This is a genomic window from Streptomyces sp. NBC_00009 (assembly GCF_045040855.1).
In the GTDB taxonomy this organism is placed as follows: Bacteria; Actinomycetota; Actinomycetes; order Streptomycetales; family Streptomycetaceae; genus Streptomyces; species Streptomyces aureus.
In genome coordinates this window covers 6,397,428-6,416,898 of the sequence record NZ_CP108312.1, presented here as the reverse complement: position 1 = coordinate 6,416,898, position 19,471 = coordinate 6,397,428, and the positions used below count along the sequence as shown (strand labels likewise).

19 protein-coding genes and 1 pseudogene are annotated in these 19,471 nt (G+C 71.6%); 6 read left to right on the top strand and 14 right to left on the bottom strand.

The window, feature by feature from the left end; genetic code table 11:
* Window positions 1-30 precede the first annotated feature (30 nt).
* Window positions 31-411, bottom strand: coding sequence for a GntR family transcriptional regulator (locus OHA58_RS29005; protein WP_405482426.1), 381 nt, complete (start codon window positions 409-411; stop codon window positions 31-33).
* A gap of 70 nt (window positions 412-481) precedes the next feature.
* Between OHA58_RS29005 and OHA58_RS29000 the strand changes: the two genes are divergently transcribed.
* Complete coding sequence (locus OHA58_RS29000; protein WP_405482425.1) at window positions 482-1,402, top strand: GNAT family N-acetyltransferase; 921 nt, start codon at window positions 482-484, stop codon at window positions 1,400-1,402.
* A complete protein-coding gene (locus OHA58_RS28995) occupies window positions 1,383-1,883 on the top strand; it encodes a DUF402 domain-containing protein (RefSeq protein ID WP_405482423.1) in 501 nt (166 codons plus the stop codon). The genes OHA58_RS29000 and OHA58_RS28995 overlap by 20 nt, the downstream gene beginning before the upstream one ends.
* Here the strand turns inward: OHA58_RS28995 and OHA58_RS28990 are convergent.
* Window positions 1,880-2,515, bottom strand: coding sequence for a class I SAM-dependent methyltransferase (locus OHA58_RS28990; protein ID WP_405482421.1), 636 nt, complete (start codon window positions 2,513-2,515; stop codon window positions 1,880-1,882). The genes OHA58_RS28995 and OHA58_RS28990 overlap by 4 nt on opposite strands.
* Before the next feature lie 110 nt (window positions 2,516-2,625).
* On the opposite strand from OHA58_RS28990, the gene OHA58_RS28985 reads away from it, so the two are divergent.
* Complete coding sequence (locus OHA58_RS28985; protein WP_165914448.1) at window positions 2,626-2,769, top strand: hypothetical protein; 144 nt, start codon at window positions 2,626-2,628, stop codon at window positions 2,767-2,769.
* 88 nt (window positions 2,770-2,857) lie between these two features.
* On the opposite strand, the gene OHA58_RS28980 is transcribed toward OHA58_RS28985, so the two are convergent.
* Together OHA58_RS28980 and OHA58_RS28975 are read right to left on the bottom strand one after the other, a co-directional pair.
* Window positions 2,858-3,433 carry a GNAT family N-acetyltransferase gene (locus tag OHA58_RS28980; protein ID WP_405482419.1) on the bottom strand — a complete coding sequence of 192 codons (576 nt, stop codon included), beginning with the start codon at window positions 3,431-3,433 and terminating at the stop codon, window positions 2,858-2,860.
* 130 nt (window positions 3,434-3,563) lie between these two features.
* Window positions 3,564-3,932 carry a VOC family protein gene (locus OHA58_RS28975; RefSeq protein WP_405482418.1) on the bottom strand — a complete coding sequence of 123 codons (369 nt, stop codon included), beginning with the start codon at window positions 3,930-3,932 and terminating at the stop codon, window positions 3,564-3,566.
* Window positions 3,933-4,695: 763 nt separating this feature from the next.
* On the opposite strand from OHA58_RS28975, the gene OHA58_RS28970 reads away from it, so the two are divergent.
* Window positions 4,696-5,685, top strand: a complete 990-nt coding sequence (locus OHA58_RS28970) for a lytic polysaccharide monooxygenase (protein WP_405482417.1) — start codon at window positions 4,696-4,698, stop codon at window positions 5,683-5,685.
* Window positions 5,686-5,761: 76 nt separating this feature from the next.
* Here the strand turns inward: OHA58_RS28970 and OHA58_RS28965 are convergent, their stop codons facing one another.
* Both OHA58_RS28965 and OHA58_RS28960 read right to left on the bottom strand, forming a co-directional pair.
* The gene (locus OHA58_RS28965) at window positions 5,762-6,634 is read right to left on the bottom strand and encodes an esterase/lipase family protein (protein ID WP_405482415.1); all 873 of its coding nucleotides are present in this window, start codon (window positions 6,632-6,634) and stop codon (window positions 5,762-5,764) included.
* Between the two features lie 172 nt (window positions 6,635-6,806).
* A complete protein-coding gene (locus OHA58_RS28960; RefSeq protein WP_405482414.1) occupies window positions 6,807-7,253 on the bottom strand; it encodes a MarR family winged helix-turn-helix transcriptional regulator in 447 nt (148 codons plus the stop codon).
* A gap of 104 nt (window positions 7,254-7,357) precedes the next feature.
* Here OHA58_RS28960 and OHA58_RS28955 point away from each other — a divergent pair, with 104 nt between their 5' ends.
* Window positions 7,358-7,732, top strand: a complete 375-nt coding sequence (locus OHA58_RS28955; protein ID WP_405482413.1) for a cupin domain-containing protein — start codon at window positions 7,358-7,360, stop codon at window positions 7,730-7,732.
* 4 nt (window positions 7,733-7,736) lie between these two features.
* Here the strand turns inward: OHA58_RS28955 and OHA58_RS28950 are convergent, their stop codons facing one another.
* Both OHA58_RS28950 and OHA58_RS28945 read right to left on the bottom strand, forming a co-directional pair.
* Window positions 7,737-8,711: a DNA polymerase thumb domain-containing protein gene (locus OHA58_RS28950; protein ID WP_405482412.1), complete on the bottom strand. Its 975-nt coding sequence runs from the start codon at window positions 8,709-8,711 to the stop codon at window positions 7,737-7,739.
* Complete coding sequence (locus tag OHA58_RS28945; protein WP_405482411.1) at window positions 8,708-12,238, bottom strand: DNA polymerase III subunit alpha; 3,531 nt, start codon at window positions 12,236-12,238, stop codon at window positions 8,708-8,710. The genes OHA58_RS28950 and OHA58_RS28945 overlap by 4 nt, the downstream gene beginning before the upstream one ends.
* Window positions 12,239-12,544: 306 nt before the next feature.
* Between OHA58_RS28945 and OHA58_RS28940 the strand changes: the two are divergent.
* A pseudogene (locus tag OHA58_RS28940) lies at window positions 12,545-12,658 on the top strand (DUF3533 domain-containing protein); the annotation flags it as partial.
* A gap of 87 nt (window positions 12,659-12,745) precedes the next feature.
* Here OHA58_RS28940 and OHA58_RS28935 read toward each other — a convergent pair.
* The 6 genes from OHA58_RS28935 to OHA58_RS28910 all read right to left on the bottom strand — a co-directional run bounded on the left by OHA58_RS28935 (window position 12,746) and on the right by OHA58_RS28910 (window position 19,449).
* Window positions 12,746-13,828: a S1 family peptidase gene (locus tag OHA58_RS28935; RefSeq protein WP_405482410.1), complete on the bottom strand. Its 1,083-nt coding sequence runs from the start codon at window positions 13,826-13,828 to the stop codon at window positions 12,746-12,748.
* 237 nt (window positions 13,829-14,065) lie between these two features.
* Window positions 14,066-14,899: a slipin family protein gene (locus tag OHA58_RS28930; protein WP_383003554.1), complete on the bottom strand. Its 834-nt coding sequence runs from the start codon at window positions 14,897-14,899 to the stop codon at window positions 14,066-14,068.
* Window positions 14,900-15,086: 187 nt separating this feature from the next.
* On the bottom strand, window positions 15,087-15,992 hold the full coding sequence (locus OHA58_RS28925) for a S1 family peptidase (RefSeq protein ID WP_405482408.1): 906 nt from the start codon (window positions 15,990-15,992) through the stop codon (window positions 15,087-15,089).
* A 255-nt stretch (window positions 15,993-16,247) separates the two neighbouring features.
* Window positions 16,248-17,036, bottom strand: a complete 789-nt coding sequence (locus OHA58_RS28920; RefSeq protein ID WP_405482407.1) for a DUF1684 domain-containing protein — start codon at window positions 17,034-17,036, stop codon at window positions 16,248-16,250.
* Entirely contained in the window at window positions 17,033-18,364 is a 1,332-nt protein-coding gene (locus OHA58_RS28915) for an NtaA/DmoA family FMN-dependent monooxygenase (RefSeq protein ID WP_405482406.1), read from the bottom strand. Before OHA58_RS28915 ends, OHA58_RS28920 begins: the two co-directional genes overlap by 4 nt.
* Window positions 18,361-19,449 (bottom strand): LLM class flavin-dependent oxidoreductase, encoded by a 1,089-nt coding sequence (locus tag OHA58_RS28910; RefSeq protein ID WP_405482404.1) that lies wholly within the window; start codon window positions 19,447-19,449, stop codon window positions 18,361-18,363. The genes OHA58_RS28915 and OHA58_RS28910 overlap by 4 nt, the downstream gene beginning before the upstream one ends.
* Window positions 19,450-19,471: the final 22 nt, after the last annotated feature.

The window sequence follows — 19,471 nt, the reverse complement described above, 5'->3', positions numbered from 1 at the left end:
AGGACCTGGGTGCCCGGGGCTGCCGTCCGGTCACCCCTTGTCCCCGTACGACGCCCGCAGCGCGTCCCGTACGGCGGCGAGCGCCTGCGACTCGGAGAGGCCGAGGCGGTTGGCCCGTTCCGCGAACGCGGCGGCCGCCGCCGAGGCCTCCCGGGCCGAGGCATCACCCGCGGCGGCGACGAACGTGCCGTTGCGGCCGCGCGTCTCGATCACGCCGTCCGACTCGAGCGCCCGATACGCCTTGGCCACCGTGTTCGCGGCCAGGCCGAGCGTCTCGGCGAGCCCGCGTACCGTCGGCAGCTTGTAGCCGACGGGCAGGGTCCCGGAGAGGGCCTGTCCGGCGATCTGGGCCCGTACCTGTTCGTAGGGCGCCGTCGCCGCGCCCGCATCGATATCGATCTTCAAGGTCACGGGCCGATTGTCCCGCACCGCGGAAAAATGGGAGGCACCCCGGAGCGCCCCGCGCGTAGCGTGCGGCCGTATGACTGTGATCGTCCGGGCCCTGCGGCCCGAGGACGCGGCTGCGTTCGCCCGGGTTCGCCGCGCCGCACTGCCCGCCATGCTCGCCACCGCCGAGTCGGTCGCCTTCGATCTGGCGCACGCCCATCCGGACGCCCGGTACCGGCCGCTGGTCGCCGAGGCCGACGGCGAGGTCGTCGGCACCGCGCAGGTCGGGATCGCGTACGACAGTCCGGACCCGGGGCAGGGCTATGTGAACGTCTATGTGGACCCCGGGCGCACGGGGCGCGGGGCCGGGTCCCTGATCGTGCGGGCGGCGGAGGAGTATCTCGCCGGTGAGGGCGCCGTCGCCGTCTACTCGTGGGTGCTCGACACCCCGCGGGACCGGGCGTTCGCCGCGCGCCGCGGCTACCGGGCGAGCCGGCCGGCCCACTTCCTCCGCCTCGACCTGGCGCACGGCACGCTGCCGCCGCTCGCCGCGCCGCCGGCCGGAGTGACGCTGCGGACCGGCGCGGACTTCGCGGACGACCCGCGTCCGCTGTTCGACCTGGACGCGGAGACGGTGAGCGACGAACCGAGCGATGTGGCCACGGAGTTCACGGACTACGAGCACTGGCTCGACGAGACCTGGCACCATCCGCTGACCGACCACGAACTGACGTCGGTGGCCGTGGCCGAGGGCCGGCCCGTGGCGTTCAGCCTGGCCCGCACCGACGACGAGACCCGCTACACGTCGGGCATGACCGGCACCGCGCGGGAGTTCCGCGGCCGCGGCCTTGCCAAGCTCGCCAAGAACGACTCCCTGCACCGCGCCCGCGAGGCCGGCGTCACGGAGGCGTTCACGGGCAACGACGCGGGGAACGGACCGATGCTCGCGATCAACAAATGGTTCGGCTACGAGATCTGTGCCACGGAGGTACGCCATGTCCGCACCCTCACCTGAACCGGCCGGGTCCCTCGACGTGGTCCTCCTCAAGGCGGGCCGGCTCAAGATCCGTTACCCCGCGGACGTCGTCCGCGACGACGGCACGCGCGTGACCGTCACCGCCGCCTGGGCCTCCCCCGGGGTCAGGGACTTCGGGTTCGTGCGCTTCGGGCCGGGCGACGTCTTCACCGAGCACTACTGGCGGGACCGGTGGTACGCGGTCAAGGAGGTGCGCACCGGCGGCGGCACGCTCAAGGGCTGGTACTGCGACGTGACCCGGCCGGCGGTCCGCGAGGGCGGCGAACTCGTCGTGGAGGATCTCGACCTCGACCTGTGGGTCTCGGCGGACGGCAGCGACGTACTGCGGCTCGACGAGGACGAGTTCGCGGAGAGCGGGCTCGCGGAGCGCGACCCGCACGCGGCGGCGGCCGCGCTTCGCGCCCTCGACGACCTCGAACTCCTCGCGCGCACCGAGGGGTTCGGCCGGCTGCTCGCCTAGGGCCGTACGGTCGCGACCACCGCGTACCGGTCGTCCTCGACCTGTCTTCCCCACAGCAGCGCGTCGCCGGAGAGTGGTTCGTGCCGGACGTGGGTGGCGAGCGGGGCGAGGGCGCCGGTGAGCCGGGCCGCCGGGACGCCGACGGGGCTGAGCGTTCCCCACACGCCCTCCACCAGGATCAGCCGCCCGCCGGGCCGCAGCAGGGAGAGCCAGTGCGCGAGGGCGCCGTCGAGGTCGGGCAGTGTCCACGCGACGTGCCGCACAAGGACGGCGTCGAAGGTCTCGCCCGCGACGGGCGGCGCCGCGGCGTCCCCGACGAGCACCCGGGCGGCGCGGCCGGCGAGCTTGGCGCGCGCGAGGTCGAGCATGGCGGGCGACAGGTCGACCGCGGTCACGCTGTGTCCCTGGTCGGTGGCGAGCAGCGACATGCTGCCCGTGCCGCAGCCCAGGTCGAGCAGGTCGCAGGGGTGGTCCGGCAGCCAGTCCCGCAGGCGCACGGCCCAGGCCCCGCGCACGCCTGGATCACGCAGACCATGGTCGGGTTCGTCGTCGAAGGCCGCGGCCTCGGCGTCCCAGTCGACCCGCTCGAGGGGCGCCATGTCCCGATTCGTGGTGTCCTCGCTCATCGTCATGCCCAGATCGTGACACCTGCCACTGACAATCGCGCTTCGATGCGTCACCCTCCGGGGAACACGTCTACAGCGGTACCGCAGTGGAACCGGGGTAGGCACAGGAGGCAGTCATGCGCCGTGTGACCATCAACAAGCCCGTGGCGAAGACCAGCACCACCCGTCGGCAGCAGCAGGAAGACGCCGCCGCCGAGCGCCGCCACGACCGTCCGGAAGTGCGCAAGGACATCCGGCGCACGTGGTGGCCCGACGAGTGAGCGGGCCGGGTAGCCGGCCGCCCGGCCCAGGGCGGCCGCAGCCCCTCTGCGGCTCCGACTCTGGAACACCGCGGCCTCACGCCCCGCGTCATCCCTCGCTGCGGAAGTCCAGCATGTAGAAGACCTTGTCGTAACGGCGTTCGCCGACGGCGACGAAATCCGGCAGCCTGCCGTATTCGGTGAAGCCCAACGACCTGTAGAGGCTCAGGGCATTGCTGTTGTCGCCACGTGCGTCCAGAGTCAGAACCTCGATTCCTGCCTCCCGGGCGCCCGCGACCAAGGCAGCCGCCAGGGCCCGACCGACACCGCGCCCTTGGGCCGCGGCGCTCACCGCGATCTTCTCCAGGTCGGCGTGCGGGCGATGCGTGGGCCTCGCATAGCGCTGCCAGTAGCCCAGCCCGACCAGTTGACGGCCGATGTACGCGGCGCACAGGGCGGCGTTGCCGGCATGCACCCCCGAGGTGACGTGGTCGAGGAGTCCGGCCACCTCGTCTCGCGACGGAGGATCGACCCACCCGAGTGCGGCACCTCCACGGACCAGGTCCGCCAGGATCCGGTGCGCCGACTCTACGAACCGGGCGCCGAGATCCGGATCGGACATCACTTCCGTGATGTCAAGAACGACGGGCTCTCGGGTCCCGCTGTCGGTGATGGCCGTATTCATGACCAGCAGCCTAACCAGCGAGGTCACGGACGCCCTCGCAGCCTCCGGTCCTGACGAACATCGAGGCCACTGCCGACAATTGATCTTTACCGCAGGTAGCCCACGATCAGCGCATGTCCCCGGAACAGCGTCACCGGGCCGGGATCGGCTGAGTGAGGTTCACCGGGTTGCCGTCGGGGTCCTGGATGTGGGCAACGCGCTGTCCCCACGGCATGTCGTTGGGGCCGCCGCGGACCGAGCCGCCCAGCGCCTCCACCCGGCCGAGCGTCTCGTCGACGTCGTCGACACCGATGCTGAGCAGGATCCGCGACGCCGCCCCGGTCCCCGGGTTCGCCTTGGCCACCAGCCCGAGGTCGGTGTCGCCGATGCGCAAGCCGAGGTAGAAGGCCGGGCCTTCCGCCGGTACCCGGAAGATCTCCTCAGCGCCGAACAATTTCGTATAGAAGCCGAGCAGAACGTCCTGGTCGGCAGTCACGATCACTGGCTGGATGGTGGACATGGCACTCCTGTCGAGAACGGTCGTGTCGCTGGGCAGACCGTTCGAGGACGGTGAACTCATCGGCAAAACCACCCCGCCGGACGATCTACAACACAGACTGCCGCCCACGACCAGCACGAGTACCCCGAAACGAGGTCACGCCACCCCGCTGACCAGCCACTTCAAGATGGCGGAGCTTCACTGAGGCCGCGCAGGTCGCCCGCAGCCGCCAAGTCCGCAGCAGGGTGCCGCTGTTGATCACGACAGCGGCTATCTCGGCACCGGACTTCTCATGTGCCTCGACTGGCTGTCTACTGAGGTTCAGCGTCGACCGCCGCTGTTCGCGCCTGTTGGTGTCAGCTGCTGACGTCAGGAACCGGGGCGCTCGACGAGTTCGGGCTACTTGCACGCCGGATCATCTCCACAACGTGCACTTGCCTCCGGCCCGCACCCGGCCGAGGCTGTATCGGCGCCCCTCGTCAGGCAGGTTGGCCCATGGGTGGAGCGTCTCCAGGGAGCCAAACGGGGAGCCAAACACCGCGACACCTACTGGATTCCAGTGGACTGTGACGGACTGGTTCCCCCACAGCACGCAGGTCATCCGGCTCTCTGCAAACGCCCAGCCTGAGCCCCCGATTAGCCCTCCCTTAACCGCACCATAAAGATCGCCATCGCCTGCCCTCAGCAGGCGATTCCGCGGTTTTCAGGGGCTAGCTTTCTCACCGCCGGGGCCGTCGTCGCGGCCCGTCCCCCCACCCTGAACCGCCGTTGAGGAGTTCCACTCATGACAGTTCGCCGCAAGGCCGCCGCGTTCGCCGTCGCAGGTGCCGTCCCGTTCGCCCTGACCGCGCTGGCCGCCGCGCCCGCGTCGGCGCACGGCTCGATGACGGACCCGGTCAGCCGCGTCTCCGCCTGCTACGCGGAGGGCCCGGAGAGCCCGCAGTCCGCGGCGTGCAAGGCCGCCGTCGCGGCCAGTGGCGCGCAGGCCTTCTACGACTGGAACGCGGTCAACATCGCGAACGCCGCGGGCAAGTCGAAGGAGATCATCCCCGACGGCAAGCTGTGCAGCGCGGGCAACGACAAGTACAAGGGGCTCGATCTTCCGCGCGCCGACTGGCCGTCGAGCCCGATGTCGGCGGGCAGCCACACGTTCCACTACAAGGGAACGGCCCCGCACAAGGGCTCGTTCGAGCTGTACATCACCAAGGACTCGTACGACCCGACCAAGCCGCTGAAGTGGTCGGACCTGGAGGCGCAGCCCTTCGTCAAGGTCACCGACCCGAAGATGGAGAACGGCGACTACGTCTTCGACGGTGACGTCCCGGCGCGGTCGGGCCGCCACCTCATCTACTCGATCTGGCAGCGCTCCGACTCCCCCGAGGCCTTCTACACCTGCTCCGACGTGGTGTTCGGCAAGGACAGCGGGGCCGGTGCGGCCGCTCCCACCGCCTCCGCGCCCTCCGACCAGGAGATCGCGGACGGCGCCGGCAAGTCGTCCGTGGAGCACCACCACGGTGACGCCGGGGGCAGCGCCGAGCCGCAGGCCGAGGAGTCCGCGGCGCCGGCCGCCGATGCCTCGACGGGCGGCAACGGGCCCGAGGCGAAGGGCGGTGCCACGAAGCCTCTCGCCGACGAGAACCTCGCCGAGACCGGCGGCGACAGCACCACCCCGTACATCGCGATGGGCGGCGCCGCGGTCCTGGCGGTCGGTGCCGCGACGATGTTCGCGTCGGTGCGGCGCCGCTCCGTGGCGGGCGGGCGCCACGGCCGCTGACGCCCACAGCCGGGCCGCCGTCTCCCTGCCCACTCCTGGGGACGGCGGCCCTTTTGCCTTTCTCGCTGCTCCGGGTTCAACTCACCGCCGAGGCGCAGGTGGTGGGGGTGGCGTGGGCCGGGTCGAGGGCGTTCGCGACCTCGTGGAAGGCGACGCGGTCGATGGTGCCGATGGCGACGTGTTCGGACAGGTCGACTGCGCACAGGTCCTGGAGCTTGACGTTGTGGACGTCGGGGCCGCTCAGGAACTGGGTGCCGTACGGCGTGACGACCTCGTCATACTTGGTCGCGATGACGGTGTAGTGGACGCCGGGGACGGTGTCCCCGCCCTGGTTGAGCTTGGTGATGAACGGGGAGCCCGCCATCTGGTCGGCGAGGCCGGGGGTGGCGAGGGTCAGCAGGTCACCGGCCCCGGGGAAGTACGGCAGGAGATTGGTCAGGCCGTTCAGGGTGGTGCCGTGGTTGTCGGGTGCGATGCCGACGAGGGAGTTCACCTTCGCGGCGCCGCCGAGGAACTTGAGGTAGTAGCGGGGCATCATGCCGCCCTGCGAGTGACCGACGAGGTCGGCCTTGGGGGCGCCGGTGGCGGCGAGCACCTTGTCGACGAAGGTGTCGAGCTGGCCCGCCGACTTGTCAATGGGGCCGAGGCCGTTGAACAGCGGGACGCCGGGCAGCTGTCCGTAGTCGAGCGAGAAGACGCAGTAGCCCCGGTTCACGAGGTAGGGGGCGAGGACGAGCCAGTTGTCGACGGAGTTCCCGAAGGTGCCGTGGACGAGGACGACGGGGCGCGGGTGGGCGGCGGAGGGCTTGCAGTTGTAGTTGTTCCAGCCGCTGCTGGGGGCTGTGGCGGTGTCGGCGTGGGCGGCGGCGGGGACCGCGCCTGCCGCGGCCGTGAGCAGCAGGGCCGCGGTCAGGGATCTGACCGCACGTTTCCAGTTCCGGGGCAGCATCGTGTGATCTCCTTGCGGCTCAAGGGAGTTGCGATGTGGGGTGCGTGCCCTGTGATCCGGATCACGAGGATGCTGTACTGCCAGTAAATTACGCGCCAGTAGTAAAAGAGTGAAGTTACGCGTCAGTAAAAACTCTCCGTGTCGGCTGGACGCCTGCGTTGCTGATGCGATGTCACCAGGCGGGCCTGATGGGCCCGTCGGGTGCGACGGCGGTCAGCTGGTCGAGCAGCGCACGGGCCTTGCGCTCGCCGAGCCGCTCGACCCACGGCCGCACCGCGTCGGCGGCGGACTCCTCGGCGGCCCGCGCGCACGCCCAGCCGCGTTCGGTCATGACGACGAGCCGGGCGCGGGCGTCGTCCGGGTGGGGCCGGCGCTCGGCGTAGCCCTTGCGCACCAGCTCGTCGACGAGCTGGCTCGCGGCCTGCTTGGTGACCCCCAGATGCGCGGCGAGGTCGGTGGCGGTCGCGCCGCCCCGGGAGAGCCGCGCGAAGGCGAATCCGTGCGCGGGCCGCAGCCCCTCGAAGCCTCGGGCGACGACCCCTTCGTGGATGCGTTGCGTCAGCTCGCCGGCGGCGGAGAGCAGGGCGGCGGAGAGGGCCATGGCCTCGGAGTTCTGCACGGAGTCATTCAAACACCCTTGACGATTTGGTCAAGCTGCCTGACTATGTAGTCAAGTTGCTTGACCAAATGACCCGTTCGACCATTCCGCCCAAGGGAGTCGCCATGCCAGTCATCCGCGCATCCGAGGCCGCCGTCCACGAGATGCACGGCGTCCGTTTCGTCTCGTACGCCAAGCCCGCCACCGGCAGCAAGGAGCTGTGCGCCTGGCGGGCCGAGATCCCGGCGGGCACCCCGGGCGTCGCCCACACGGTGTCCCGCGAGGAGATCCTGCACGTGCTCAGTGGCAGCCTGCGCTTCACGATCGACGGGCGCACGGACACGCTCGCCGCGGGCGACACCGCGGTCGTCAATCCGGGCGCGACCCTCACCGTCGAGAACCCGGGCGACCTGCCCGCCACCATGTGGGTCACGACGTCCGTGGGCCTGGAGGCCGTGCTGGCGGACGGCACGCGCGTCACGCCGCCCTGGGCTCAGTAGGGGCTCACGCCGCGAGCCGGCCGGGCACGATCGCCCCAGGTCCGAACCGCGCCCGGGCCCGGTCGGCCACCGCCTCCAGCGCCCGCGCCTTCTCGTCCGCGGGGTCGAAGGTCAGCTGGTGGGCGGAACCCTCCACCGGGCGGAGCCCCTCCGCCCGCAGCCCGAGCGCCCGCACCCTGGCCCGCTGCAGGCCGAGCGCCTCGTACATCCGGTACGCGGCCGTGGACAGCGCGGTCGTGTGCGCGGTGGGCTCGGGGAGCGTACGGCTGCGGGTCGTCGTGGACCGGTCGGCATAGCGCACGGTGAGGGTCAGCGAGCGGCACACCTGCTTCCCGTCGCGGAGCCGGGCGCCCAGCTCGTCGGCGAGGGAGAGCAGGGCGCGGCGGTGCCGGTACGGGTCGAGTTCGTCGCGCGGGAAGGGGCGTTCGGCGGCGGTGGACCGCGTGGCGGCGTTGGGGGTGACCCGGGTGCGGTCGACACCGCGCGCCTTCTCGTGCAGTTCACGGCCGATGCGGGCGGTGGTGAGCCGTTGCAGGGTGCCCTGCGGGGCGGCGGCCACCCGGTCGAGGGTGTCGAGCCCGTACTCGCACAGGGTGCGGGCGGTGGCGGCGCCGACGCCGGGCAGCGCGGCGACCGGCTGCCCGGCGAGGAACTCCGCCACGGCGCCGGGGTCCCCCGGCACCACCCTGGTCACCCCGGGCGAGGCCGTCCGCGCCGCCATCCGCGCCAGCATCGGGCCGGGGCCCGCGCCGATCACGCACTCCACCCCGTACAGGGCGAGCGCCCGGACCCGGATCACCGCGGCGAGTTCGACAGCGTCCCGCCCGAAGTAGCGCACCGCCCCGCCCAGGTCCACGAGGGCGGCGTCGGGCGGCAGCGCCTCGACCGTCGGGCTGAACTCGCCCAGCAGAGCGATCAGTTGGGGCAGCGCCGCCTCGTACATGGGCGGCAGCAGGAACCGTACGTACAGAGTGGTCATCCCGCGCTCCCGGGGCTCTGGTGCCACAGTTTGCGCGGTGGCCCCGACTGGCCGTCGCCCGCCGGGCGCAGGTCCGCCCAGGGGTGCATCTCGTATCCGGTGGCCATGCGGATGCGGCGGCCGTCGACCGGGTCGTCCCCGTCGGACGGCGGCTGTTCGGGCGGCTCCGCCAGGCGCAGCGCCACCGCGTCGAGGCCGCCTTCCCTGCGGATCTCCACCAGGTCGGCGAGGTTCCAGGCGGCCGCGCCCACCACGCTGAGGCTGCGCGGGCCGCGGCGCTGGACCGTGCCGCGGACGAGGAGCAGCCACGAGTGGAAGACGGTGTGCGCGCACGCGGCGTGCGCGTCGTCGAAGAAGGCCAGGTCGACCAGGCCCGTGCCGTCGTCCAGGGTCGTGAAGATGACGCGCTTGCCGGAGCGGATCGGCGGGGTCTGCGTGGCGACCTTGGCGCCCGCGACCAGTACGACCCTGCCGTGCTCGGCCTCGCGCAGGCGTCGCGCCGTCAGCACCCCCAGCTCCTCGAGGAACTTCTCGTGGTCGCCCATGAGATGGCGGGAGGCGTCCATCCCGAGTACCCCGAGTTCGGCGCTGAGCCGCTCGGCGTCGCCGAGGTCGGGCAGGCCGGCCGGCGCGGTCCCGCGGCCGCCGGACAGGGGCAGTTGGGCGCCGCGGGCACCCCGGGACCCGCGCGTTCCCCGGTGCAGTTCCGTCAGGTGCAGTTGCAGGTCACGCCGGTTGGCGCCGAACGCGTCGAGCCCGCCGACCTGGGCGAGGCGCTGCGCGAGCGGCCGGCTGGGCCTCGCCCGCTCCCAGAAGTCGAGCAGCGAGGAGTACGGCTGCCCCTCCTCGATGCGGGCCGCCTCGGCCTCGCTGATGCCGTGCACGTCGGAGAGCGCGAGCCGCACGCCCCACTTCTCCTCTTTGTGACCGCCATCCTTGTGACTGCCATCCTTGTGACCGCCACTCTTGTGGTCGCCGCCCCCTTTATCAGACACCAGTTCGATACGGTGAGCGACCGCGGACTTGTTCACGTCCAGCGGAAGGACCGGCACCCCGCGCCGCCGCGCGTCCGCGAGGATCAGCCGCTTCGGGTACATCCCGGGGTCGTGCGTGAGCAACCCCGCGTAGAACGCGGCCGGGTGATGGGCCTTCAGCCACGCCGACTGATAGGTCGGCACCGCGAAGGCGACGGCGTGCGCCTTGCAGAACCCGTACGACCCGAAGGCCTCGACGATCTCCCAGGTGCGGGCGATGGTCTCGGCGTCATATCCGTGCGCCGCCGCCTGCTGTGCGAACCAGAACCGGATGCGCCCCTGCGAATCGGGGTCGGACAGCCCCCTCCTGACCCGGTCGGCCTCGTCGCGGCCGCATCCCGTCATGATGTTCACGATCTCGATGATCTGCTCGTGGAAGACGACGACCCCGTACGTCTCCTTCAGGGGTCCCTCCAGGTCGCGGTGCGGATAGCGGACCGGCGCGCGCCCGTGCCGCGCCTCGATGAACGGCCGCACCATGTCGGCGGCGACGGGACCCGGGCGGAACAGCGAGATGTCCACCACGAGGTCGTGGAAGGTGGCCGGCTGGAGCCGTCCCACCAGGTCCCGCTGGCCCGGCGACTCGATCTGGAAACAGCCCAGCGTCTCGGCGGACTTGATGAGCCGGTACGTCTCCGGGTCACCGGGCGCCACCGCGTCCAGGTCCACCGTGGAGCCGGTCGCCCGCTCGGTCTCCGCGACCGCGTGCGCCATCGCCGACTGCATCCGCACCCCGAGGACGTCGAGCTTGAGCAGGCCGAGGTCCTCGACGTCCTCCTTGTCGAACTGCGACATGGGGAAGCCCTCGCCGCTGGTCGGCATGACGGGCGTACGGGCGAGCAGCGAGGCGTCCGAGAGCAGCACCCCGCACGGGTGCATGGCGATACCGCGCGGCAGCGCGTCGAGCGCCTCGACCAGCTCCCACATGCGTCCGTACCTGTCCCCGCCCCGCCTGGACTCCCCTGCCAGTTCCCGCAGTTCGGGCAGTTCCTCCAGCGCGGCCCGCGCGTCGCGGGCCCTGATGTGCGGGAAGGACTTGGCGATCCGGTCGATGTCGGCCGGGTCCATGGACAGGGCGGCGCCCACATCGCGTACGGCATGGCGGACGCGGTACGTCTCCGGCATCGAGACGGTCGCGACGCGCTCGGCGCCGAACCGGCCGATGATCGCCCGGTAGACCTCCAGGCGCCGGGCCGACTCCACATCGATGTCGATGTCGGGCAGGACGGAGCGGCGCTTGGACAGGAACCGCTCCATGAGGAGGCCGTGTTCGACCGGGTCCGCGTGCGCGATGCCGAGCAGATGGTTGACCAGGGACCCGGCGCCGGAGCCGCGCGCGGCGACCCGGATGCCCATGTCCCGTACGTCGTCGACGACTTGGGACACCGTCAGGAAGTACGTGGCGAAGTCGTGGTACGCGATGATGTCCAGCTCGCGGTGCATCCGCTCCCAGTACTCCCGTTTCCGGTCGTACCCGAGGCGCAGCATCCCCGCCGCCGCCCGCGACGCGAGAACCCGCTGCGCGGTGCGGCGACCGGCGCCGACGAGCCGCGGTTCGGGGAAGTGCACGGAGCCGATGCCGAGGTCGTCCTCGGGATCGACGCGGCATTCCGCCGCCGCGGCGTTGGTCTGTTCGAGCAGCCGGTACGCGGCGTCGCGGCGGAAGCCCGCCGCCTCCACCACCCGTTCGGCCGTCATCAGCATGGCGTCGGCGTCCTTCAGCCAGCGCTCTCCGCTGTCGAGTTCCTTGCGGGGGTCGACCGGGACGAGGCGGCGCGCGGCGTCGAGGACGTCGGCGACCGGACCGAGGCCCGGGTCGGCGTACCGGACGTCGTTGGTGAGGACGGGGCGGATGCCCTGTTCGGCGGCGAAGCCGACGGTGCGGGCGGCCAGGCGCAGGGATCCGGGGCCCGTGCCCTCGCGCCCGTGGTGGACGGCTTCGAGGCGCAGGGCGTCGCCGTAGATCTCCCGCCAGGGGACGAGGAGGTGCGCGGCCCGGTCGGGGCGGCCCGCGGCGAGCGCGCGGCCGACGTCGGACGTGGGTCCGAGCAGCACGGTCAGGCCGTCGCCGTGGTTGTCCTCCCAGGTCAGCCGGGTATCGCCGGTGGCGTGGGCGGCGGTGACCAGACGGCACAGGGAGGCCCAGCCCCTCGCTCCGTCGCGGGCGAGGAAGGTCACGCGCGGGGTCGACTCGTCGATGAAGGCACCACCGCGCACGGGCTGCCTGCGCCGCTCGGCCGGGGCGCGGCCCGGCGCGGCGGATCCGGCCGGCGGGGGGCCGCTCACCGCGAGGTCCGTCCCGAAGACCGGCCGCACCCCTGCCTTGACGCAGGCCTTGGCGAACCTGACCGAGCCCGAGAGGGTGTCCCGGTCGGTGAGGGCGAGCGCGTCCATGCCCCGCTCGGAGGCACGCCCGGCCAGCCGCTCCGGGTGCGAGGCCCCGTATCTGAGGGAGAACCCGGAAACGGTGTGCAAATGCGTGAACCCTGGCACACGCACCTCCTGCACACCTCGAACCGACCTGCTCTCGCCTCCCCACCACCACCATAGACCAAGTATCGAACGTGTGTGCGACATCTGAGCCAGGTCGCTGCCCCAGGCACCCGTTCAGCCCCACCCCGCCTGCGTACGGACCGGGCTCCCCGGACCGTGAGGGGATGACCCAGACAGCCGACACCCCGCCCGGGCCCCCACCCGGGCCCCCGCGCGGGTCCTTCCCCGACGAGGTGAAGAGCGCCGTCACACCGCGGGCCGCGCTGCTCGTCATCGGCGCAATCGCCCCCCAGCTGCTCTTCATCACTTCTGCCGATGCTGCCGCCCTTCTGGAAGGCGATCGGCCCGGCCCTGCCGCCGGGCGCGGGCACCTGGGTGGCCCGCTCCATCGCCTGCTTCAAGGGCGACGCGGTCACCGGGGCGCCCCGGACACAAACGTGAGGGCCGGCCCGTCGATGACGGGCCGGCCCCTGTGTCGCACTGTCTCGCTGACTCGCTGTCGTTACGTCAGCCGATCTCGGCGCCGAACGTGGACAGCGCCTCCGTCACCGGCTGGAAGAAGGTCTCCCCGCCGGAGGAGCAGTCGCCGCTGCCGCCCGAGGTGAGGCCGATCGCGGCGTCGCCCGAGAAGAGCGAGCCGCCGCTGTCGCCGGGCTCGGCGCAGACGTCGGTCTGGATGAGTCCGTTGACGATGTCGCCGTTGCCGTAGTTCACGGTGGCGTCCAGGCCGGTGACGGTGCCGTCGTGGACCTGGGTCGTGGAGCCGCTGCGGGTCACCTTCATGCCGACGGTCGCGTCGCCCGCCTTGGTGATCGGCTGCGTGGAGCCGTTGTAGAGGTCGACCTCGCTCGGGTGCTCGACGTCGGAGGTGTACTTGACCAGGCCGAAGTCGTTGTCCGGGAAGCTGGACTGCTCGTTCGTGCCGATCTCCTGGCCGTTGGAGTCCGACCAGGTCGAGATCGCCTCGGTGCAGTGGCCGGCCGTGATGAAGTACGGCTGGCCGCCCTTGACCACGTTGAAGCCGAGGGAGCACCGGCCACCGCTGCCGGTGATGGCGTCACCGCCCGCGATGAGGGGCTTGAACTCCCCCTTGGTGCGCTTGAGTTCGGCCTTGGAGCCGAGGCCGTCGACGACCTTGCTGAGCTTGCTCCACGCGGCGGTGTCGACCGTGCGGTCGGCGGTGACGACGACCTTGTTGGTGGCCGGGTCGACCGCCCACGAGGTGCCGGGGATCGTCGCGTCCTGCTTCAGGGTGGTGCGGGCGCTCTTGAGTTCGGCCAGGGAGTTCTCGACGACTCTGGCCTTGGCTCCGGCCGCCTGCGCGATGTCCGCCGCGTCCTTGTTCAGGACGTTCACGACGAGGTGCTTGGCCTTCGCGTCGTAGTACGTGCCCGCCGAGTCCGCGCCGAGGTCCTTGGTCAGGGACGAGGCGAGATTTCCGGCCTTCGCGATCGACAGGGTCTGCGGGGCCACATCAGGGGTGTCCGTGCTCGCGTTCGCAGTCTGGAAGGTGACTCCCGCGGCGACCAGGGCGGCGATGCCCGCTCCTACCGCGGCGGCACGCCGCTTGGGTATGCGTCGGTGCTTCAACTCTCGTCCTCCTGTGGGGGGTCGGAACCGACCGCTGTGGGGTGAGCCGGTCCCGTAGGTTGACGCGCCCACTATCCCGACGGCCACAGGGGACACACAAGGTCGACTTCAGGACGCGCGTGCGACTGACGCTATGCGCTCCCCCGGCCGCGTGCACCCCCGTCACACGCCTGTCGCACCACGTCGGTTCCCACTGCAAACACTCCGCGCAGAGGGGTGGTCCGCAAAGGGTGAGGTCTAGTCCTGTCCTGATTCCGATGTCACCGGGCCGGGAATCGGCGGTTGTTCGGCGCCCGGCTGCCGCACCGCGTCCCCCGGGGTCGCCCGCTCCAGGAAGCGCAGGAGCTCCACCGGGAAGGGCAGTACGAGGGTCGAGTTCTTCTCGGCGGCGACGGCCACCACGGTCTGCAGGAGCCGGAGTTGGAGCGCCGCGGGCTGTTCGGACATCTCCGCGGCGGCCTCGGCGAGCTTCCTGGAGGCCTGGAGTTCGGCGTCGGCGTTGATGATCCGGGCGCGCCGCTCGCGCTCCGCCTCGGCCTGCCGCGACATCGAGCGCTTCATGGTCTCGGGCAGCGACACGTCCTTGATCTCGACGCGGTCGATCTGCACTCCCCAGCCGACGGCCGGGCTGTCGATCATCAACTCGAGGCCCTGGTTGAGCTGTTCGCGGTTCGAGAGGAGGTCGTCGAGGTCGCTCTTGCCGATGATGGACCGCAGTGACGTCTGAGCCATCTGGGAGACGGCGAACCGGTAGTCCTCCACCTGCACGACGGCCTCGGACGCATCGATCACCTTGAAGTAGATGACGGCGTCGACCCGCACCGTGACGTTGTCCCGGGTGATGCCGTCCTGCGCGGGCACCGGCATCGTGACGATCTGCATGTTGACCTTACGGAGCCGGTCCACGAACGGCACGATCATCGTGAACCCCGGACCGCGCACATCCGGTCGCAGCCGCCCCAGCCGGAAGACCACTCCCCGCTCGTACTGTTTGACGACGCGCGCCGCCGCCGTCGCGTAGATCACTAGGGCGGACGCGGCGGCGGCTCCCGCCAGCAGCTCCTCGACCATGGAGGCCTCCAGGGTTCGGACCCAGGCACTCAGGCAGGCTTTTCGAAGGTGACGCTTTCGAAGGCTTCTCCTTCGAAGGTAACTCCGGAACGCGCACAAGGGCGAGCCCCCGCACGGCAGTTGCCGTACGGGGGCTCCCTGCTGCTGGCTGCAGGTCAGGCTGTATCCGTCAGCCGACGGATACGGATCAGTAGACGCTCACTCCGTACGCACTCAGCGCCTCGGTGACCGGCTGGAAGAAGGTCGTACCGCCGGACGTGCAGTTGCCGCTGCCGCCGGAGGTCAGGCCGTACGCGGTGGAGCCGCCGTAGAGCGGGCCGCCGGAGTCGCCGGGCTCGGCGCAGACCGTGGTCTGGATGAGGCCGGAGACGATGTCGCCGCCGCCGTAGTTCACGGTGGCGTTGAGCGCGGTGACGCGGCCGCTGTGGATACCGGTGGTCGAGCCGCGCCGGGTGACCGTGGTCCCCACGGACGGCGTGGCCGCACCGGTGATGTCCTGGCTGCCGACCGTTCCGGGCGGGGTCCCCGTGGTGCTGTACCTGACGATGCCGTAGTCGTTGCCCGGGAAGCTGGATCCCGCGGTCGAACCGAGCGTCGTGGAGTGCGACGAGTTCGACCACCAGGTGCCCGCGCCGTCGGTGCAGTGACCCGCGGTCAGGAAGTAGTAGGTGCTGCCCGAGCGGACGTTGAAGCCGAGCGAGCAGCGCCAGCTACTCGCATAGATGGCGTCGCCGCCGGAGACCAGCTTCTTGAACGTGCCGGGGGTGCGCTCGATCTTCAGGGCGCCCGCGTTGCTGCCGGCCGCCTTCTGGATCCTGGCGATCTCGGCCTGGGAGACCGTGCTGTCGGCGGTGACGACGACCTGCTTGGTCTTCTGGTCGACCGCCCAGGCGGTGCCGGGTACATCGGACTTCAGGACGGACGTGCCGGCCTGGGTGAGCTGGGTCGCGCTGAAGGTGTGCGCGACGGGCGCGTCCGACGCGCTGGCCGTGGGGACGGCGAGTGCGCCGATGGCGACGAGTCCGGAGGCCACGGAGATCATCCGGGCGCGTCTCGCTATGCCACTGCGGGGGGTGGTGCGCTTGATCCTCACTGGTCGTTCCTCCCGAGGGAAGTCGGGGGCCCGCGTGGGGTCGGGGCCCGTGAGGCGCAGCCAGCGGCCCCTCGTTCGGATTCCGGATTCCGGAATGTTCCGAAGATGCGGTGCCCCTGACAAGCGCTGCTCGGGAGTATTCGGCGTTTCAACTGACCGGCACAAGGGCGCCTTTCGGCCGTCCGTCCGGTACACGTCCAGATGCCCCGACGGCTGCTGCGGTGGTTCGCAGGCCGCCGGGGCTCGGCTCCCCTGTCAGACGGAGGTACGGGCGACGAGGTTCCGTTCGCCGGCCTCGATCTTGACCGGCAGGGTGTTGCCGGGCGGCGGGAAGGGGCAGACGAAGTGGTCCGCGAAGGCGCAGGGCGGCAGCACCGCGCGATTGAAGTCCACGCGCGTACGGCCTTCGGCGTCGGGCGCGGCGGGCCGCAGGAAGCGGAATCGGAAGGTCCCGCCGCCGCTGGTGGCGTCGGCGAACACGGCCCAGAGCGAGCCGTCCGCCTGCACGGCGACCTGGAGCGTGAGGTCCTGTCCTTCGAGCGTGAAGGCCAGTTCACCGCCGAGGCCGAGGCCGCGCGTCTTGCCGTCGGCGTTCTCGACGCGGACCGTGCGGCTGGTCTCGTACGGCGTGAAGCGGCCCTCGACCGTCCAGCGGGGGTCGTGGGCGGTGGTCTCGATGCCGCGGAAGGCGCGCCGCGGCCCCGACTGCGGGTCGAAGTCGCGTACGGCCCACAGTCCTTCGCGCACGATCGCGACGAGGCGGCGCTCGCCGAGGCCGACCTGCGCGTCGGCCGTGAGCCGCACCTCACCGGTGAGCGGCTGTCCGTCGCGGGTGAGTCCGTGCTCGGGTGCGGCGGTCAGGACGACCTGGTCGCCGTCGGCCCGCCACTTCCCGGGAATGGCCGGAAGTGTGCCTTCCGGATAGTCGTCGAGCCAGTGGGTGCCGGTGAGGGCGAGTGGCCCGTAGGGCTCGGAGACGGATGCGGTCCGCTGTTCGTGCCACTGCTGCCAGGCGCCGGCTGCGCCGGTCGCGTCGTCGGTCATGCGGTCAGGCCTTCCTCGCGTGCGGGGCGTACGGGTTCTTTCAGCCCCAGATGGGAGCGCAGCGTCGTACCGGTGTATTCCGTGCGGTACGCCCCGCGTTCCTGGAGCAGGGGCACCACCTGGTCGACGAATTCGTCCAGGCCGCCCGGGGTGAGGTGCGGTACGAGGATGAAGCCGTCGGCCGCGTCGCTCTGCACGAACTCGTCGAGCTCGGCGGCGACGGCCTGCGGGGTGCCGATGAACGACTGGCGTGTGGTGGTCTCGATGACGGTCTGCCGGATGGACAGGCCCTTGGCGCGCGACAGGGCCCGCCACTGCTCGGCGACGGCACGGGGGTCGCCGCGCTTGGTGCGGCCCTGCGAGAGCCCGGAGTCGACGACCGGATCGATGTCCGGCAGCGGCCCGTCGGGGTCGTACGAGGAGAGGTCGACGCCCCAGATCTGCTCCAGGGTGAGGAGCGCGTTCTGCGGGGACACCTGCCGGCGCCGGATCCCGGCGGCCCGCTCCTGGGCCTCGGCCGCGGTGTCGCCGAGGACGACGGTGACACCCGGCATGATCTTCAGGTCCTCGGCGCTGCGCCCGTACTTCGCGAGCCGGCCCTTCACATCGGCGTAGAACGCGCGGCCCGCCTCCAGGGTGCCGTGCCGCGTGAAGATCACGTCGGCCGCCGACGCCGCGAACTCGCGCCCCTCGGGAGAGTCCCCGGCCTGAATGACGACCGGGTGCCCCTGCGGGGAGCGCGGCAGGGTGAACTCACCCTCGATGTCGAAGTGTTGACCGGTGTGCGCGAAGGGGCGCTGCTGCCCCTCGGGCGTCCAGGAGTCCCACAGTTCGCGGGCCGTGGCGACGAACTCGGCGGCGCGCGTGTACCGGTCCGCCCGGTCGAGGTAGCCGCCGCGGCGGAAGTTCTCGCCGGTGAAGGCGTCGGAGGAGGTGACGACGTTCCAGGCGGCGCGGCCCCCGCTGAGGTGGTCGAGCGTGGCGAACCTGCGGGCGGTCTCGTAGGGCTCGTTGAACGTCGCGTTGACGGTCGCGGCGAGGCCGAGGCGCTCGGTGACGGCCGCGAGGGCGTTCAGGACGGTGAGGGACTCCGGCCGCCCGACGACGTCGAGGTCGTGGACGCGCCCCTTGTGCTCGCGCAGCCGCAGCCCCTCCGCGAGGAAGAAGAAGTCGAACAGGCCGCGCTCGGCGGTGCGGGCGAGGTGCTCGAACGACGAGAAGTCGATCTGGGAGCGGGAGCGCGGATCGGTCCAGACGGTGGTGTTGTTGACCCCCGGGAAGTGGGCGGCGAGGTGAACGGTCTTACGCTGCTTGGCAGTTGAGGTCATGACGGGTCCCCCGCGAGCGCGGCGTACTGGTTGGCGGGCCGGGCGAGCCCCAGGTGCTCCCTGAAGGTGCTGCCCGGATAGAACGTGCGGAACAGGCCGCGGTGCTGGAGCAGCGGCACCGTGCCGTTGACGAGCCGCTCCAGGTCACGGCGCGGCTCGACCGGCGTGAGGTGGAAGCCGTCCACGGCGCCGGCGCGGTGCCAGGCGGTGACGAGGTCGGCGAGGTCGACCGGGCCGCCCCGGTAGAGCGGGCCGAGGTCGCTCGGCAGCGGCCCTCCCCCGCCGTGGCCGGGCACGGCCGCGTGCTCCCCGCCGCCGAGGTCGATGCGCAGCGCGGCCAGGACGCGCAGGGCGTCGGGGTCGCGGCCGTACTCTGCGGCGCGGCGGCGCAGTCCGGCGCGGACGGCGGCGGCCTGCGCCGGGCCCGCCGCGTTCACCAGGGCGACGTCGGCGTGGCGGGCGGCGACGTCGTACGCGTGCTGCGCCGTGGTGTCGACGACCGTGACGGGGTGGCCCTGCGGCGGCCGCGGCACGATGGAGGGGCCGCGTACGGAGAACGTGGCGCCCTGGAAGTCGACGTAGTGCAGCTTCTCCCGGTCGATGAAACGTCCGGTCGCCACGTCGCGGATCTCCGCGTCGTCCTCCCAGCTGTCCCACAACCGGGTTGCCACGTCGGCGACTTCACCGGCCTCGCCCCACAGCTCCGCGGCGGGCGCGGCGGCCCTGCGGCCGAAGAGGCGGGCCTCCTCCTCGGTGGCGGACACCTCGGGCCGCCAGCCGGCGCGGCCCCGGCTCACCCAGTCGAGGGTGGCGACGGCGGCCTGCACATGGAAGGGCTCGGTGTGCGTGGTGGTGACGGTGGGGACGAGGCCGATGCGGGCGGTCGCCGGGGCGACCCGGGACAGCACGGCGAGCGCGTCGGGCCCGGGCCGGCCGAAGGAGTCCCCGAGGGTGACGAAGTCCAGGGCGCCGCGTTCCGCGAGGCGCGTGAGCGTGAGATACGGATCGGCGGCATAGTTGTCGGGCTCGGGCTGGTCGACGGCCGCCGCGAGATGCAGCAGGCCGCGCCCGGTTGACGTAGTCATGAGCAGGTCCTTGGACGAGGAA